General features: G+C 68.6%; 13 protein-coding genes and 1 riboswitch. Of the genes, 7 read left to right on the forward strand and 6 right to left on the reverse strand.

Going from position 1 to position 16,510, the window contains the following annotated elements; genetic code table 11:
* Positions 1-118: 118 nt before the first annotated feature.
* Positions 119-343: riboswitch (cobalamin riboswitch) on the forward strand.
* A gap of 179 nt (positions 344-522) precedes the next feature.
* From KNJ79_RS12460 to KNJ79_RS12475, 4 genes are read left to right on the forward strand one after another with little or no spacing between them, the layout of a single operon-like run.
* Positions 523-2,457 (forward strand): TonB-dependent receptor plug domain-containing protein, encoded by a 1,935-nt coding sequence (locus tag KNJ79_RS12460; protein WP_317151300.1) that lies wholly within the window; start codon positions 523-525, stop codon positions 2,455-2,457.
* 10 nt (positions 2,458-2,467) lie between these two features.
* On the forward strand, positions 2,468-3,325 hold the full coding sequence (locus KNJ79_RS12465) for an ABC transporter substrate-binding protein (RefSeq protein ID WP_317151301.1): 858 nt from the start codon (positions 2,468-2,470) through the stop codon (positions 3,323-3,325).
* Positions 3,325-4,323: a FecCD family ABC transporter permease gene (locus KNJ79_RS12470; RefSeq protein WP_317153916.1), complete on the forward strand. Its 999-nt coding sequence runs from the start codon at positions 3,325-3,327 to the stop codon at positions 4,321-4,323. The genes KNJ79_RS12465 and KNJ79_RS12470 overlap by 1 nt, the downstream gene beginning before the upstream one ends.
* Positions 4,317-5,093, forward strand: coding sequence for an ABC transporter ATP-binding protein (locus KNJ79_RS12475; protein ID WP_317151302.1), 777 nt, complete (start codon positions 4,317-4,319; stop codon positions 5,091-5,093). Before KNJ79_RS12470 ends, KNJ79_RS12475 begins: the two co-directional genes overlap by 7 nt.
* A 4-nt stretch (positions 5,094-5,097) precedes the next feature.
* On the opposite strand, the gene KNJ79_RS12480 is transcribed toward KNJ79_RS12475, so the two are convergent.
* From KNJ79_RS12480 to KNJ79_RS12495, 4 genes are read right to left on the reverse strand one after another with little or no spacing between them, the layout of a single operon-like run.
* Positions 5,098-5,856, reverse strand: coding sequence for a crotonase/enoyl-CoA hydratase family protein (locus KNJ79_RS12480; RefSeq protein WP_317151303.1), 759 nt, complete (start codon positions 5,854-5,856; stop codon positions 5,098-5,100).
* A complete protein-coding gene (locus tag KNJ79_RS12485) occupies positions 5,853-7,475 on the reverse strand; it encodes an acyl-CoA dehydrogenase family protein (RefSeq protein ID WP_317151304.1) in 1,623 nt (540 codons plus the stop codon). The genes KNJ79_RS12480 and KNJ79_RS12485 overlap by 4 nt, the downstream gene beginning before the upstream one ends.
* Positions 7,476-7,486: 11 nt before the next feature.
* A complete protein-coding gene (locus KNJ79_RS12490; protein ID WP_089216416.1) occupies positions 7,487-8,353 on the reverse strand; it encodes a crotonase/enoyl-CoA hydratase family protein in 867 nt (288 codons plus the stop codon).
* Entirely contained in the window at positions 8,353-9,537 is a 1,185-nt protein-coding gene (locus KNJ79_RS12495) for a CaiB/BaiF CoA transferase family protein (RefSeq protein WP_317151305.1), read from the reverse strand. Before KNJ79_RS12495 ends, KNJ79_RS12490 begins: the two co-directional genes overlap by 1 nt.
* 39 nt (positions 9,538-9,576) lie before the next feature.
* Between KNJ79_RS12495 and KNJ79_RS12500 the strand changes: the two genes are divergently transcribed.
* Complete coding sequence (locus tag KNJ79_RS12500; RefSeq protein ID WP_317151306.1) at positions 9,577-10,392, forward strand: hypothetical protein; 816 nt, start codon at positions 9,577-9,579, stop codon at positions 10,390-10,392.
* 10 nt (positions 10,393-10,402) lie between these two features.
* On the opposite strand, the gene KNJ79_RS12505 is transcribed toward KNJ79_RS12500, so the two are convergent.
* Both KNJ79_RS12505 and KNJ79_RS12510 read right to left on the reverse strand, forming a co-directional pair.
* Positions 10,403-10,945: a hypothetical protein gene (locus KNJ79_RS12505; RefSeq protein WP_089216414.1), complete on the reverse strand. Its 543-nt coding sequence runs from the start codon at positions 10,943-10,945 to the stop codon at positions 10,403-10,405.
* 160 nt (positions 10,946-11,105) lie between these two features.
* Positions 11,106-13,517, reverse strand: a complete 2,412-nt coding sequence (locus KNJ79_RS12510; RefSeq protein WP_317151307.1) for a BTAD domain-containing putative transcriptional regulator — start codon at positions 13,515-13,517, stop codon at positions 11,106-11,108.
* Positions 13,518-13,752: 235 nt separating this feature from the next.
* On the opposite strand from KNJ79_RS12510, the gene KNJ79_RS12515 reads away from it, so the two are divergent.
* Positions 13,753-14,106 carry a UrcA family protein gene (locus KNJ79_RS12515; protein WP_089216412.1) on the forward strand — a complete coding sequence of 118 codons (354 nt, stop codon included), beginning with the start codon at positions 13,753-13,755 and terminating at the stop codon, positions 14,104-14,106.
* 477 nt (positions 14,107-14,583) lie between these two features.
* Positions 14,584-16,377 carry a glycoside hydrolase family 127 protein gene (locus tag KNJ79_RS12520; protein WP_317153917.1) on the forward strand — a complete coding sequence of 598 codons (1,794 nt, stop codon included), beginning with the start codon at positions 14,584-14,586 and terminating at the stop codon, positions 16,375-16,377.
* Positions 16,378-16,510 lie beyond the last annotated feature (133 nt).

A 16,510-nucleotide genomic window follows, 5' to 3' on the forward strand; every position in this document is an offset into this window, starting at 1 on the left:
ACCGGTGTCAATCATCGAAGGGCGGCAGGCGGCTGCCGGGACCGCGGTAGCGGTCGGACGCAAAAGCCGATTGCACCGGACCGCCATTTCGCTATGGGCGGCGGCGCGGGGGTTTGCCCCCCGCAAGATCGCGCCGGTGCCCCGCAAGGGGCTTAAAAGGGAACGCGGTGAGATCGACCGGCAACGGGCGATCGAATCCGCGGCTGTCCCTGCAACTGTAAGCGGAGAGCGCGATGCACCGTTCCGGCCCCGCCGGAACAGCCACTGGGATGAATATCCCGGGAAGGCGTGCATCGAGCGACGACCCGCGAGCCAGGAGACCTGCCGGCGTGGGTCGCTCAATGCTCGGGTCCAGGGAATGGCCAGGGCACGGAGGTTTCCGTCGAGCGACGACCAGGCGGCCGGAGCCGCCTCGGCGCGGGGGATGCGGGCGACGACGCCAGCCTTGCTTCACCGCACCGGTCGATCGCCCCGCGCGCATCGGCAGGCTCCAGCCTTCGTTGCCGGCGTGCGGAGCCTTTTATGTTCAGACATTCGCTTGTTTCCTCGGTCGCGCTGATCGCCGCGACCCCTGCCCTTGCCCAGACGCCCGACACGTCGCCGGACGCGCCGGGCGACCAGATCGTCGTCACCGCCTCGCGCTCGGGCGAAGGCGTGCGCGCGGGTCAGCTCGGCGCGTCGGTGACGGTGCTCGACGCCGAAGCGCTCGAAACGCGACAGACGCGGATCGTTTCCGACGTGCTGCGCGACGTCCCGGGCGTCGCGGTGAACCGCTCGGGCGGGGTCGGCGGGCTGACCCAGATCCGCATCCGCGGCAGCGAGAGCAATCATGTGCTCGTGCTGATCGACGGGATCGAAGTGTCCGATCCCTATCAGGGCGAATATGATTTCGGCACGCTGATCGCCGATCCGGCCGCGCGGATCGAGGTGCTGCGCGGGCAGCAAAGCTCGCTCTACGGCTCCGACGCGATCGGCGGGGTGATCAACTATATCACTCTGTCGGGCCACGAAGCGCCGGGCTATGCGGCGCGGATCGAGGGCGGCAGCTTCGGCACGATCAGCGGCGGCGCGCGCGCCGCCGGCGCGTCGGGCGACTTCGACTATGCGCTGTCGGCGAGCTATTATGGCACGCAGGGCTATGCGACCGCCCGCGGCGGCACGCGCGACATCGGTTCGGACAGCGTCGGCGCCACCGCCAAGCTGAACTGGACGCCCAGCGATGCATTCAAGCTCAGCGGCGTTCTGCGCTACAGCTATACCGACGCCGAAACCAATCAGACCGACAATGACCCTGCGAGCCCCGCGTTCGGCTTCATCATCGACAGCCCCGGCGTTCATTCGCGCAACGAGGCCTTCTACGGCTTGCTCTCGGCCCAGTTCAGTGCCCTCGACGGACGCTGGGTGAGCACATTGTCGGGGCAGTTCGCCGATACGACGCGCAAGAGTTTCACGCCCGCGGGACTCGACTATGGCGACAAGGGGCAGCGCTACAAGGGCAGCTTCACCTCGAGCCTAAGCCTCGGCACCGAAGCCGTGACCCATCGCCTGACCGGCGCGGTCGATGTCGAGCGCGAGAATTTCCAGAATATCACGCCCTCGGCCTTCGCCTTTCAGGGCAAGCGCCACACCGACAATGTCGGCTTCGTCGGCCAATATGAATTGCTCGCGGGAGACCTCTCGCTCGGCGCGTCGGTGCGTTACGACGACAATGACCGCTTCGACGATGCGACGACGTGGCGCCTGCAGGGCAGCTATCGCCTGCCCACCGGCACGCGGCTGCGCGCCGCCTATGGCACCGGTGTGAAGAATCCGGGCTATTTCGAACTCTATGGCTATTCGGACGGGCGCTACATCGGCAATCCGGACCTGAAGCCCGAAAAATCGAAGGGGTGGGAAGCCGGGATCGAGCAGAGCTTTGGCACGGACGAGTGGGGGACGATCGGCGCGACATATTTCGATGCCAAGCTGACCGACGAGATTTTCACCGACTATCCAGCGCCCGACTATGTCGCGACCCCCGCCAACCGCACGACCGACAGCAAGCAGCACGGGATCGAGGCCTTTGCCAGCGCGCGGCCGATTCCGCAGATCCGCTTCGATCTCGCCTATACGTGGCTGAAGTCGGAGGAAAATGGCGTGCGCGAAGTGCGGCGTCCGCGCCATATGGGCAGCCTCAACACGACGATCTTCAGCGCCGACCAGCGCTTCTCGGGAACGCTGACCCTGCGCTACAACGGGGCAATGACCGACGCGGCCTATATCGATCCGAGTTATGTTCCGATCACGGTGACGCTGCGCGACTATGTGCTCGTCAATCTCGGCGCCGATTATCGCCTGTCGCCGCGCGTCGCACTGTTCGGGCGCGTCGAGAATCTGCTCGACACCGACTATGAGGAAATCTTCTCCTATCGCGGCGCCGGCCGCGCCGCCTATGGCGGCGTGCGGGTCAATTTCTGATGGCCGGTCGGTGAACAGGCGCCCGCTCCTTCTCGCCCTGTCGCTGCTTGGCGGCGCGGGCGCGTTGTGGGCGGCGACGGGGACGGGACGGCCGGCAACGGCGCCCGCCACCCCGCAGCGCATCGTGTCGATCAACCTGTGCACCGACCAGCTCGTCCTCGCGCTCGCCGATCGGCGCCAGATCGCGGGACTGACGATCAACGCCGCCGACCCCGGCATGTCGGCCGAAGCCGCGCGCGCGCGCGGCCTGCCGATCCTGCGCAATTCGGCCGAGCAGATATTGGCGATCGACCCCGATCTGATCGTCGGTATGCCGGCGACCGGCAGCCCGGCGCTCGCCGCGCTGCCCCATGAAAATCACCGGCTGCTCGATGTCGCCATCGCGAACGGTCCCGCGCAGATTTACGCGACGATCCGCCAGACGGCGGCGGCGGTCGGCCACCCTGCGCGCGGCGAATCGCTCGTCGCGCAGATGGAAAGCGACCTCGCCGCCCTGCCCCGCCCCGGGCGCGGGCGCGTCGCGGCCTATTATCAGCGGCGCGGTTATATGACCGGCGCGGGAACGCTGGTCGATGCGATGATGCGGCGGCTTGGCCTCGTCAATCTGGCGACGAAGCTCGGCAAGCCGCCCTTGTCGCAGGTCAGCCTCGAGGAAATGGTCGCGGCGCAGCCCGATTTCCTGATCGTCGAGCGCGCGACCGACCGGATTGACGACCAGGGCAGCGAAATGCTGCACCATCCCGCGCTCGCCGGCATCCCGCGCATCGGTGTCGCGCAGGCGTCGACCGTGTGCGGCGGCCCCGCCTATGTCGAGGCGGCGCGGAGTATCGCGGCGCAGATCGCGCGCATCGACGGAGCGCGGCATTGATGCGCGCCGCGCCGCCTCGATCGGTTCTGCTCGCCGCGCTCATGGCGCTGATGCTCGCGGCCGCGATCGCATCGCTGCGCTTCGGCCCGGTCGAGCTTTCGGCCGGGCGGCTGCTCGCCGCGACGCTGGGGAACGGCGATCATGTGTCGCAAGTCATCCTGTTCGAGCTGCGCCTGCCGCGCACCTTGCTCGCGCTTGGCGTCGGCGCGATGCTCGGGCTGTCGGGCGCCGCACTGCAGGGCTATTTGCGCAATCCGCTCGCCGAACCGTCGGTGCTCGGCGCCTCGAACGCCGCGGCGCTCGGCGCGGTCGCGGCGCTCTATTTCGGGCTTGCGGCGCTCCACCCGCTGATGCTGCCGCTGCTTTCGATCGGCAGCACGATCATTGCCCTCACCCTGCTGTTCCTGCTCGCCGGACGCTCGGAAAGCCCGCTGACGCTCATCCTCGCCGGGATCGCCATCGCGACGCTCGCGGGGGCGGGGATCAGCCTGGCGCTCAACCTCGCGCCCAATCCCTTCGCAGCGATGGAGATCATGACCTGGCTGCTCGGAAGCCTCGAAAACCGGTCCTTCGCGCATCTGTGGATCGCCCTCCCCTGCATCGCCGTCGGCGGCGGCCTGCTGCTGTGGGGCGGGCGCGACCTCGACGCGCTGACGCTCGGCGAGGACGGCGCGCAGGCGCTCGGCGTCGATCTGCGGCGCACGCGGCTGCGCCTGCTGCTCGGCACCGCGATCGGGGTCGGCGGCGCGGTCGCGGTGTCGGGCGCGATCGGCTTCGTCGGACTGATCGTCCCGCATCTCGTCCGCCCCTTCACCGACCGCAGCCCCTCGGCGATCCTCCTCCCTTCGGCGCTTGGCGGCGCCGCGCTGCTCACGTTCGCCGACATCGGCGTGCGCACCATCGCATCGACCAACGAGCTCAAGCTGGGCGTCGTCACCGCCTTTCTGGGCGTGCCGGTGTTTCTGATCCACCTGATGCGCGAGCGCCGGCTATGGTGATGCTGACCCTTTCGGATGTCGGCGTGACGCTCGGCCGGCGCCGCGTCCTCAGCGGAATCGACGCGCAATTCGCCCCCGGCTCGCTGATCGGCATCGTCGGGCCGAACGGCGCGGGCAAGTCGACGCTCGCGCGCGCGATGCTCGCGCTCGTTCCGACAGAGGGCCGGATCGAGATCGACGGCGTGGCGCCCGCCACCCTGCCCCGCCGCGAACTCGCGAAGCGCATCGCCTATCTGCCGCAGGGGCAGTCGCTGCACTGGCCGCTCACCGTCGAGCGGCTGGTCGAGCTGGGGCGGCTGCCGCACCTTGCGCCGATGTCGCGCGTCGGCGCCGCCGACCGGCGCGCGATCGAACGGGCAATGGCGCGCGCCGACGTCCTCGATCTGCGCCATCGCGACGCCACCGAATTGTCGGGCGGCGAACGCGCCCGCGCACTGCTGGCGCGCGCGCTTGCTGTCGAGGCGCCGGCGCTGATCGCCGACGAGCCGCTTGCCAGCCTCGACCCCGGGCACCAGATCGACGTGATGGAGCTGCTGCACGCCGAAGCCTCGGCGGGCGCACTGGTGATCGCGGTGCTCCACGATTTGACGATGGCGGCGCGCTATTGCGACCGGCTGCTCATCGTCGATGCGGGCCGCATCGCCGCCGACGGGCCGCCCGCCGCAGTGCTGACCCCGGCGCTGTTGCGCACCGTCTATGGCGTCGAGGCAAGCGTCGAGACCGGCGGCGTCTGGCCCGCCGTCACGATCCTGGGCCGAGCCCCCGATTGACGTCCTATTCGAACCGCCCGCCGCGCCCGGCGCCTTCGGCAAAGCGGCCCGCACCCGCCGACGCTTCGGCTTTGAGCGGCTTCGCGCCCTCGCGCCCCTCGAAGCGCAGCGCTTCGGCGAGATCGAAATCCCACTGGCGATAGGCCGACATGCGATCGGTCTTCATGCAGAGCGCGGGGAAGCGCGCGATTTCGGCGGCGAGCGCCTGCGCCGCCGCGAGCGCACCGCCTTCGGGCGCGAGGCGGCTCGCGAGCCCGATCGCCATCGCCTCGGCGGCATCGACCGGCCGCCCGGTCAATATCATGTCGAGCGCGCGGCCCTGTCCGACAATGCGCGGCAGGCGGACGGTGCCGCCGTCGATCAGCGGCACCCCCCAGCGGCGGCAGAAGACGCCGAAGATCGCGCTGCGCGAGGCGACGCGCAGGTCGCACCACAGCGCGAGTTCGAGCCCGCCCGCGACCGCATAGCCCTCGACCGCGGCGATCACCGGTTTCGACAGCAGCATCCGCGTCGGCCCCATCGGCCCGACGCCCTCGGGCTCATAGCGGTCCTCGCCCGATCCGACGGCCTTGAGGTCGAAACCGGCGCAGAAATGGCCCCCCGCGCCGGTGAGCACCGCGACCGCGGCGCTGTCGTCGGCCTCGAAATCGGCGAAGGCCTGCCGCAAGGCATCGGCGGTCGCCGGATCGACGGCATTGCGGCATTCGGGCCGGTCGATGGTGACGGTGCGGACCGCGCCGTCGTTCGCGACATGGACGCTCATGCCGCGGGCATCGCGCGGTCGATGATCGCGCGCGTATCGACCGCCGCGTCGAAGGCGCCATAGGCGCTGCCGCGTGGGGCGAGCCGCAGACGGCAGAAGGCTTCGGCGAGCGGATTGTCCTGCGCGAGCAGCACCGCCGCCTGCGCCGCCAGCGCGACGCGCTCGACGAACAGCCGTGCGGTGCTTTCCTGTACGCGCGCCGGGTCGATACCCTCGATCCACGCATCATAGGCGGCGTCGCGGCCGCGTTGCGCGGCGAGGAAGGCCTGCAAAGCCTCCACCCCCTCGGGCTCGCGCGCGATCGCACGCAGCACGTCGAGCGCGATGACATTGCCCGACCCTTCCCAGATCGCATTGAGCGGCGACTGGCGGAACAGCCGCGGCATCGGCCCCGCCTCGACATAGCCCGCGCCGCCATGCGCCTCCATCGCCTCGTAGACGAGGCCCGGCGCGCGCTTGCACACCCAATATTTGGCGACCGGGGTGAGCAGCCGCGCGAGCGGCTCGCCTTCGTCGAACGCCTGCGCGAGCCGGAAGCCGAGCGCGGTCGCCGCCTCGCTTTCGACCGCCAGGTCGGCGAGCACCGCCGCCATCGCCGGCTGGTCGACCAGCCGCTTCTGGAACGCCGAGCGATGCGCCGTATGCCATAGCGCCTGCGCGAGCGCGCCGCGCATCTGCTGCGCCGATCCGATCACGCAATCGAGCCGCGTGTGCTGCACCATCTGGATGATCGTCGCGACCCCGCGCCCCTCCGGCCCCAGCCGCTGCGCGAGCGCGCCATGATATTCGATTTCCGATGAGGCGTTCGAGCGGTCGCCCATCTTGTCCTTCAAACGCATCACGCGGAACCCCGCGTTGCGCGTCCCGTCGGGGAGCCAGCGCGGCACGAGGAAACAGGTGAGGCCGCCCTCGGCATAGGCGAGCGTCAGGAACGCATCGCACATCGGCGCCGAGCAGAACCATTTATGCCCGGTCAGGCTGTACCAGCCCTCCTCGCCAGTCGGCACCGCGCGCGTGGTGTTGGCGCGCACGTCGCTGCCGCCCTGTTTCTCGGTCATCGCCATGCCGATGGTGACGCCGGCCTTTTCCGCCGCCGGGCGGAATGCGGGATCGTAGCGGCCGCTCGTGATGCGCGGCACCCAGACATCGGCGACCGCCGCCTCGGCGCGCAGCGCGGGCACCGCGGCATAGGTCATCGTCATCGGACAGCTCGTGCCCGAGTCGGCCTGCCCGGTAAGGAAGAGGATCGCGGCGTGGAGGGCATGGCCGCGCGCGCTGCCGTCCCACGCCGACGCCGCGAAGCCGCTGCCCAGCCCCAGCCGCATCAATTCGTGATAGGCGGGGTGAAAGCGCACCTCGTCGACGCGGTGGCCATAGCGGTCGAAGGTTTCGAGCACCGGCACCTGCCGGTTCGCCTCGACGCCCCATTCGATCACTTCGGCCGAGCCGCAGCGCTGCCCGAGCGCGGTCAGCCGCCCGCCATGCTCGCCCGCGCCCGCGTGCGTCACCGCATCGACGAGCGCGCGGTCGCCGGTGAACAGATTCACATTTTCGAACGGCGGCGGCTGGTTGAACACCTCATGCGTGTCGAGGCGGTCGATCGGCTGGATCGCGGTCATATTCTCTCTCCTCAATCGTCGGCGGGCAGGCGCTTCGACACCTGGCTCGCGATCGGGTCGCCGCTGTCGCGCTCGGCGACCGCCTGTTTGAAGCCGACCTCCTGCGCGCGTTCGCGGAACCAGATGCCCTCGGGCGAATGGCGCGAAACGCCGTCGAACAGCGTCGCGAACATCTGCGTATTGTTGAGGCCCATATTGTCATAGGCCTGATTGACCACGGTCTTGGTCATCATCAGCTGGTTCCTCGGCACCCCGCGCAGCCGCCCGGCAAGCCGCTCGACCGCATCGTCGAGTTCGGCCTCGGGCACCGCTTCGAGTGCAAGGCCGATACGCTCCGCCTCGCGCCCGTCGATCAGATCGCCGGTCATCATCATCCGCTTCGCCATCTGCGGCCCCAGCCGATAGACCCACATCGCCGGAGTCGGCACGCCCCAGACGCGCGCGGGAGGATAGCCGATGCGCGCATCCTCGGCCATGATCAGGAAATCGCAGCACAGCGCGATGTCCGACCCGCCCGCGACGGCGGCACCGTGAACGCGCGCGATTGTCGGCTTGGTCGCGCGCCACAGCGCCATGAAATCCTGCGTGTTGCGCCACATCATCTGGAAATCGAGCGTCGGGTCCCACGGCATGTCCTGCGACCCGCTGATCTCGCCCTTGCGCTCGGCATAATGTTTGAGGTCGTATCCGCCGCAAAAGCCCGGCCCCGCCCCGCGCACGACGATGACATGGACATCGGGATCGGCCTCCGCCTTCTCGACCGCGGCGCGGATTTCGCGCGGCATACCATGCGCGATCGCGTTGAAATGGCCGGGGCGGTCGAGCGTGATCGTCGCGACGCGGTTTTCGGTAGCATAGGACAGCGTTTCGAAGGGCATCAGTCGGTCTCCTGCGGCGCGTGGACGGCGCCGGTTTGAAAGGCAGCAGCGATCTCGTCGGGGTCGAGCCCGGCGTCGGCGAGGACGGCGCGGCTGTGTTCGCCGACGCGCGGCGCATGGGCGTCGAGTCCCGGCCTTGCGCCGTCGAAGCGCGCGACCGCACGGGTGCGGCGCACCGTCCCCGCCTGCGGATGATCGGTCAGCGCGACGAAATCGTCATGAACGAGCTGCGCATGGCCGGGCAGCGCGCCCGAGCGGTTGGCGACCCCGTACGGCACGCCCTCGGCGACCAGCCGCGCCACCGCTTTTTCGGTCGTCAGCGCGGCGATGCGCGGCGCCGAAATCGCCCGCAGGTCGTCCCAGTTCAAAAAGCGCGCGGTCATATCCGCAAAGCGCGGGTCGGCGAGCAGCTCGGGCGCGTCGATCGCGCGCGCCCAGCCTTCGAACTCGGACTGCGAGAGCATCACGACGACCACCCAGCCGTCGGCGGTCGCCCAGGGGCGGTAGACGGCCGCGATATTCGGCATCCGCGACGGGCTATCGGGAAAGGCCTGATCGCCGTGGAGGTCGATCCAGCCATAGGCGACCGCCGCCTCGAGCATCGAGATGTCGACCACCGCCCCCTTTCCGCTGCGCTCGCGCGCGACGAGCGCAGCAGTCGCCGCCTGCGCCGCATAAAGCCCTGCGGTCTTGTCGCAGATCCATTGCGGCGCGAGCACGGGGCCGTCTTCGCCCCAGCTCACCATGCCCGATTCGGCCTGCACGATCGGATCATAGGCGCGCGCACCCGCCATCGGTCCCTCCTGCCCGAAACCGCTGATCCGCGCGATCACGAGGTCTGCGCGAAGCGCGTGGAGCGCGTCGGTGCCGAGTCCCAGCCGCCCCATCACCCCCGGGCGGAAATTGTGGATGAGCAGGTCGGCGTGCGGCACGAGGCGGCGGAGCAGCGCCTGCCCCTCCGCGCGCGCGAGGTCGATCGCGACCGACTGCTTGCCGGCATTGAGCGCGACATGCGCCGAACTGAACCCCGGCGCCGCGACCGCGCCGAGCAGCCGGGCGCGGTCGCCCTCGGGCGGCTCGACCTTCCACACGCGCGCGCCCTGCTGCGCCATGATCTGCGTCGCGAGCGGACCGGCGACGACGCTGGTGAGATCGATCACCGTGATGCCTTTTAGCGGCAGCATCTTCCTCTCCATGAAAATTTATTGCATATATTGTCTGATATGGACGAAATACGCAATATAGCAAAATCCGCCGATGCGCCGATGAGCGCGCGGATGCTGATCCTCGACCTGCTCGACACCGGCGATCCGCCCTCCTTCTCCGCCGCCGAGCTTGTCCGCGCCGGCGCCGCCTTCGGGATCGAAGCGCCCGGAATCCGCACCGCGCTCACGCGGCTCAAGGCCGAAGGGCGCGTGCGCACGCTCGCGCGCGGGCGCTACACGATCGGCGCACGCGCCGAGCCGCTCAAGGCGCGCATTCTCGGATGGCGAACGCGGCTCGACAGCCGCCGCGAATGGGACGGCCGCTGGCTGCTGGCGTTCGCGGGGCCGCAGGAACGCGCCGACCGCACCGCGTGGCGCCGCACGCTCCGCGCGCTCGAGCTCGAAGGATTCGCCGAAGCCGAGGTCAATCTGTGGGTCCGCCCCAACAATCTCGACGGCGGCGCCCCCGGGCTGCGCGACCGCCTCGCGCTGCTCGACGCGGCACGATCCCTGCTCGTCGTCGAAGCGGGCGGACTGGACCGCGACCGCGAAGACCGGTTCCGGCGGCTGTGGGACGGCGCCGGCCTGTCCGCAGCGCACGAACAACTCGGTACGATGCTCGAACGCAGCGCCGGGCGGATCGACACGATGCCGATCGAGGCCGCGGCAGCCGAGACGCTGACGCTCGGGCGCCAGGCGATCCGCAGCATCATGCGCGACCCGCTGTTGCCCGAGGCGCTGTGCGCGACCGGCTCGCTCGCCCGCCTGATCGCGGCGATGACCGGTTACGACCGGATCGGCAAAACCGTGTGGCGCGATTATCTGCGCGGGTAGCGCGGGCGACCTATAGCGCCAGCGTCACGGCCGCGAGGGTCGCGGCGACGATCGCGGCGAGAAGCAGGATGCGCGGCACATGACGGCGCAACAGGCGCGCCATTCGCGATTCGGGCGGCGGCCATTCGCCGAGGCCGGCGGGCGGGCTGTCGCGCGGCGGCGCGTCGACACCCGGCGCCGCCGACGACCGGGCGGTCAGCTTGGGCCCGCTGATCCCGCTCGCCAGCGCGAGCTTTTCAAAAGCGATCGCCATCTTCTCTTCCTTGAGATGTCCGCCGATCGCCTCCGGCCATGCCACAGGCGCGGGCAGAGCCAGCGCCTCGACCGCGCGCTCCATTTCCAGATCGAGCGCGTGCAGATGGTCGATGGCGGCCATCGCCTGCACCCGGTCGCCGCGCTCGAGCGCCAGTTGCAGCCGGGTGAGCGACAACAGGCCAGCGCGGCAATATTGCAGGTTCAACGCGAGGCCGGCGGCCGGCGGCCGGCCATCTTCGTGCGGCGCAGCGGGACGAGGCGCGGCGTCGCTTCCCTCCGGCATCGATAGCGCGCCCATGGTCCCGTCTCCTTCCTGCTGAACGACCCCAAAGGCGTAGGACGATCGGGCAGGACGCAGGAGTCCCGGTCGGGTCCGCCGTGCCCGGGACGCGGCGGACAGATTCCGCGGGAGAAAAGAGCCATCGGAAGGCGCTGGTGGGAAATGCCGGGCGTGTGACCTAGGATGGAGCGCGCCGCGGGCCTTGCGACTGTCTTCGCCGGTTCAAGGCGATCCCGTCGCCGAGGGCGCGCCCGAGCGCAACGAGCCGCGCAGCCTCCTGCCTGCAGTCATAGCGCAGCCCCGGTTCGCGGCAGAAATCGGGCCAACGGTTGGTGCGGCGCCAATAATCGACCAGGCCGATCTGCGCCATCTTGACGAAAAAGCGGGGGTCGCGGCGTAGCGGCGCCACCGACGGCCAATAGAGCAACGACCATTGCATTGCCGTATCGCGCACCGGCGCGCGATGAAGCCAGGCCAGGGCCTTCGCCATGTCGCCAGCCCGGCTATAATGCGCCGCGAGGTAATAAGCGATGTAGGGATGGCGTGCGAACTCCTCTTCGGCGATCGCGTCCAGCGCGCTGTGGTCGGCGGCCGGGTCGGCGATATGGTGCAGCAGGAGCATCTCGAAAGTCCGCCGCTCGTCGGGCTTCGCTGCCCGATAAAGCGCGACCGCGGCTGTCCGGCCATATTCTTCGGCCAGCCGGCGGCGATGTTCGGCAAGATCGGGGTGCCCCGGCCACAAGCGCTCCACTTCGGCGAAACGATCCGAGGCGTCCTTCAGCCGCCCGGCCGCCGCCAATCGCCGCACCACTCCAAGTGCCTTGGCGATCGAGGTTGGATCGGCCTCTGCCGCCCGTATCGCCGGATCGACGCTGGCACCGACAAAGCCGGCCTGGAACAGTCCGATCGCGCCCGCCATCAGCGCCGGCGGAAAATCGGGGTCGATCGCCAGCGCCCGGTCGATCTTCGGCAACCCCTCGACCGCAAACAGTTCGCCCCTGCCGGTCCACGACCAGGCGACGAGCGCCAGCACATTGGCAGGATCGAGGGCAAGGGCACGATGCACGTCGCGAATTGCGGCCTGTCGCCGCTGTTCCCGTTCGCCCCGCTTGTCGCTCTCGCCGATATACATCGCGCGCGCGAGGGCCAGCCACGCCCATGCCGATGCGTCACCGGGCCAACGCCGTGTCATCTCTTCAAGAAGGCCGGTCATGCGGGCGATTTCCCCACGCCGATTGGCATCGCAAATCGCGAACACCAGGACGCGGCGGTCGGCATTGGTAGTGAGCGCGCGATCGCGGCCGTTCATCGACAGTCCGCAATCGACCATGTTGGCAACCGATACCGCCGTCCGTTCGCGAAGGAGCGTCAGATTGCCCCTCGTCTCGTACAGCCGGTTCGACCACAATAGCGATCCGCCGACCGCGTCGACGACGCGCGATTCGCTGCTCAGCGCGTTTCCTTCGCGATCAATCGCGACGCGAACGATGAAATCCTCGCCATCGCCCCGCGTCCGGCCGTCCAACACCCGCACCACCCCGCCCGACGCGGTGGCTAGCCGGACGAAATCCGCTGCCAGCGCGTCGGCGAACTGTTGTTCCAGCGCATCTCCACCGCGCGGGACGACCGGTTCGATCCGCACGACCGGCGCGGCAAATGCCGCGGCGCGCGGCGCGCCTCGCGGCGCATCCGCTCCCACAAGCGACAAGGCGACAATCCCGGCGGCGAGCACCCCCACCCTTCCGGCAAACGGCCTTCCAGCCGGCCGCGCGGTCTGCTGATTGCGGGAGCGCAAGGGCACAATGGAGGCAGGAACCAAGGGCGCGGGACGTGGCGGGCGGCTCGCCGTCAGATTCTTGTAGAGCGTCCTGGTTTCAGGAGACGGCTTGCCGTCGAGCCCGCGTGCTACCGCGTCCTCGATCCGTTGCCAGGCGTGGCGCACCCCATCGTCGTCGCCCGCCTGCCACCGTGCGCGCATCACCAGCCGCGCCGCATGTTCGCTACACGGATCGAAGCGCGTCATTCGCTCGGCCACCGCCAGCGTCTGGTCGATTGCGCCGGCGTCGAACAGCCGATCGGCCATCGCCAGCACCTCGCGGACGATCCCCTCATGCCGGCGCGCACGTTCGGCGGCCAGCCAGTCGTCCCACACCTCGTCGATGCCGCCGAGGTCGGCCAGCAGGGCGGCGCCCTCGCCCGGCAACCAGCGAAGCGCCTTTTCGGTGTCGTCCGCGGCGCAAGCCGCCAGAAGAAACGACATGTCATCGGCGACCTGCGCCCGGTCTATCCTCACAGTGTCGCGATCGGCATGGATGAGCGGGGGCGAGGCGCGCGTCCACGCCTTCAATTCCATCAGGCACTGGCGCAGGCTGGCGTGCGCCTGGGTCTCGGCGCGGCGGCTCCAGAACAGCGTGCTCAGCCGGTCCCGTGTAAGCGGACCGTCCGCCAGCGCCAGACGCGCGAGCAGCGCCCTGGCCTTGCGGCCGTGCGGAACGAAGGCGGGGGGATCGACGGTAAAGTCCCCGAGCAACCGGAATGTCGGTGTCGGGGCCGCATCACTCTGCGCGCCGATAGCGCGAATCGCATGCACGGGCGTGCCTCCTCCAACGGGGATCGGCGCGCCCAGATATTGCTTTCGACAAACGGAATACCACCGATTTCACGCGAAATGAACGAAAAATTGCCCGACATCGCCGACTGACGAACTTTTAATATAGTTTTGACGCTGCTTTCACGGCCGCCGCCATGGCCCTGCCGCATAGTCCTTCTCGTCCACCGCCGCGCGACGACTGCGGGCGGCGCGGCCTTTGAAAAGGAGGAAGCCCATGAATCGCCTTATTTGCCTGACCGTCCTGTCGCTCGCCGCCACGCCGGCGGCCGCCCAGCCCATCATCGCCACCGCGGCGAGAGGCGAAGGCCAAACCGTCCTCGTCCACTATAGCGATCTGAACCTGAGCTCGGAAAGCGGGATGGCCCGTCTCGACAGCCGCCTGCGGGCCGCCGCCCGTCAGGTGTGCGACGTGCGTCTGGACAAGGAGTCGCTCCGCACCATGACCGCGGAATCGCGCTGCTTCGACACCGCGCTCGAACAGGGCCGGCAAGCGGGGCGCGAAATCATGGCCGCGCGCCAGTCCGGTCAGCAACTCGCAGCGCAGACCATTACCGTCGCCCGGCCCTGAACGCCGCGACAGCCGCAAATTTGCTCCCTATGTCCCTTGCGGGAGCAACGCCGGAACCGTTCGCGAACGGTTCCGGCGATTTGCTCTGCTCGCCGTCTGCGTGGTCGGCGCCAGCCTCATTCGGGGGCCGGTCGGCTTTTCCAGTATCGGATAGCGGTTTTCGCCGGCCCCGGCAGGCATCGGATCGAGCGTCGGGAGCGGAAGGCGGACAGGCCATCTTCCAAATCACCTCAGCAAGGGGCTTGCAAATTGTAGGAGTATATAGCTACCATCGGGGCTGATCGAATTGGCTCCCTCATGGCGAAGGAAGATTCCTTGCCCCACATTCTTCCTTGTACCCGGCCGTCGCGACGGGATCTCCTTGCGAGCGTCGGCATCGCCGCTGTGACGATCGGCCTCGGCCCGCTGCGTGCGGATGCGGCGGTCGTCGGACCCGCGGCGGCCGAAGCGAAGCCAGCGCGCCTCAGGCCTTTCGATATGGCGGACGTAACATTGGCCGAGGGCCCGTTTCTGCACGCCCAGCGCATGACCGAAGCCTATCTGCTGCGGCTTGAGCCCGACCGGATGCTGCATAATTTCCGCGTCAATGCCGGATTGCAGCCGAAAGCGCCGGTCTATGGCGGCTGGGAATCGGAGCCGACCTGGGCGGACATCAACTGCCACGGCCATACACTGGGCCACTATCTCTCCGCCTGCGCATTTGCCTATCGTTCCACCAAGGACGCGCGCTTCAAGCAGCGGATCGACTATATCGCCGGGGAGTTGGCCGCGTGCCAGAAGGCCTCGGGTTCGGGGCTGGTCTGTGCCTTTCCCGACGGGCCGGCGCTGGTGGCGGCGCATATCAGGGGGGACAGGATCACCGGCGTTCCCTGGTACACGCTGCACAAGCTCTATGCGGGGCTGCGCGACGCCGCGCAGCTCGCCGACAGCGCCGCCTCGCGCGAAGTGCTGATACGCCTCGCCGACTGGGGCGTCGTGGCAACCAAGGCTTTGACCGATGCGCAGTTCGAAGCGATGCTGGCGACCGAACATGGCGGAATGAACGAAATCTATGCCGATCTCTATGCGATGACCGGCAAGGAAGAGTATCGCACGCTCGCCGGGCGTTTTTCCCACAAGGCGGTGATGGAACCACTGGTGAAAGGGCGCGACCTGCTCGACGGGCTGCACGCCAACACGCAGGTGCCCAAGATCGTCGGGTTTCAGCGCGTCTATGAAGAGACCGGCGACGAACGCTATGCGCAGGCGGCGGCCTTCTTTTTCCGCACCGTGGCGCATACCCGCTCGTTCGCCACCGGCGGGTTTGGCGACAACGAGCATTTCTTTGCGATGGCCGATTTCGACCGGCATGTCTTCTCGGCCAAGGGGTCCGAAACCTGCTGCCAATATAATATGCTCAAGCTGGCGCGGCTGTTGTTCATGCAGGACCCGCAGGCCGACTACGCCGACTATTATGAGCGCACGCTCTACAACGGCATCCTCGCCTCGCAGGACCCGGATAGCGGGATGGCCACCTATTTTCAGGGCGCTCGGCCGGGCTATATGAAGCTGTATCACACGCCGGAGGACAGCTTCTGGTGCTGCACCGGCACGGGGATGGAAAACCACGTCAAATATCGGGATTCCATCTACTTCCACGACGACCGGTCGCTCTATGTGAACCTCTTCATCCCCTCGGCGGTGGCGTGGAAGGAGAAGGGAGCGCAGCTGGTCCAGCGCACCAGCTTCCCCGACGTGCCGGCGACCAGCCTGCAATGGACGCTGCGCGCGCCGGCCGAGATCGCGCTCCAGCTGCGCCATCCGCGCTGGAGCCGGACGGCCATTGTCCTCGTGAACGGGCGGGAGGTGGCCCGGTCTTTGGTGCCCGGCCGCTATATCGAGGTCGCGCGGCGGTGGCAGGATGACGACCGCGTTGAACTGCATCTCGAAATGGAGGCGGCCGTCGCAAGCGCGCCGGCCGCGCCCGACATCGTCGCCTTCACCTACGGGCCGATCGTGCTCGCCGGCGCGCTCGGCCGGCAGGGGCTGGAACCCGGCGGCGACATCGTCGTCAACGAGCGCAAATATGGCGAATATAACGGAGGAGAGGTGGCGGTGCCGGCGATCGCCGGCGATCCCGAAACGCTCGCGGCGCAGTTGACGCCGGGCAGCGCTCCGCTGGAGTTCAGCATGGCGGCCGAGGACGGGACGCCGGTGCGCCTGATACCCTATCACCGCATCGCGCACGAACGCTATGCGACCTATTGGAAGGTCAAGCCCGGCATCGCCTGAATCGCGAGCCGCAACAGCCGGCGGGCTCTCCGTTCCCCATCAGGACCCGCCAGCATCAGTTCGAGTTCGGCGCCCAAAATCCGCGACCTAGGGATATTGATCAGCGTGCGGGAAGGTGATCGACACCGGAACG

Origin of the sequence: Sphingopyxis indica (genome assembly GCF_032879645.1) — a bacterium.
In the GTDB taxonomy this organism is placed as follows: domain Bacteria; phylum Pseudomonadota; class Alphaproteobacteria; order Sphingomonadales; family Sphingomonadaceae; genus Sphingopyxis; species Sphingopyxis indica.

What these genes read in the sequence shown, in the direction of transcription:
- KNJ79_RS12520 (WP_317153917.1), top strand. Translation starts at nt 14,584, where the DNA reads ATGGCGGACGTAACATTGGCCGAGGGCCCGTTTCTGCACGCCCAGCGC.
- KNJ79_RS12480 (WP_317151303.1), bottom strand. Translation starts at nt 5,856, where the DNA reads ATGAGCGTCCATGTCGCGAACGACGGCGCGGTCCGCACCGTCACCATC.
- KNJ79_RS12515 (WP_089216412.1), top strand. Translation starts at nt 13,753, where the DNA reads ATGAATCGCCTTATTTGCCTGACCGTCCTGTCGCTCGCCGCCACGCCG.
- KNJ79_RS12495 (WP_317151305.1), bottom strand. Translation starts at nt 9,537, where the DNA reads ATGCTGCCGCTAAAAGGCATCACGGTGATCGATCTCACCAGCGTCGTC.
- KNJ79_RS12485 (WP_317151304.1), bottom strand. Translation starts at nt 7,475, where the DNA reads ATGACCGCGATCCAGCCGATCGACCGCCTCGACACGCATGAGGTGTTC.
- KNJ79_RS12490 (WP_089216416.1), bottom strand. Translation starts at nt 8,353, where the DNA reads ATGCCCTTCGAAACGCTGTCCTATGCTACCGAAAACCGCGTCGCGACG.
- KNJ79_RS12470 (WP_317153916.1), top strand. Translation starts at nt 3,325, where the DNA reads ATGCGCGCCGCGCCGCCTCGATCGGTTCTGCTCGCCGCGCTCATGGCG.
- KNJ79_RS12475 (WP_317151302.1), top strand. Translation starts at nt 4,317, where the DNA reads ATGGTGATGCTGACCCTTTCGGATGTCGGCGTGACGCTCGGCCGGCGC.
- KNJ79_RS12500 (WP_317151306.1), top strand. Translation starts at nt 9,577, where the DNA reads ATGGACGAAATACGCAATATAGCAAAATCCGCCGATGCGCCGATGAGC.
- KNJ79_RS12460 (WP_317151300.1), top strand. Translation starts at nt 523, where the DNA reads ATGTTCAGACATTCGCTTGTTTCCTCGGTCGCGCTGATCGCCGCGACC.
- KNJ79_RS12505 (WP_089216414.1), bottom strand. Translation starts at nt 10,945, where the DNA reads ATGGGCGCGCTATCGATGCCGGAGGGAAGCGACGCCGCGCCTCGTCCC.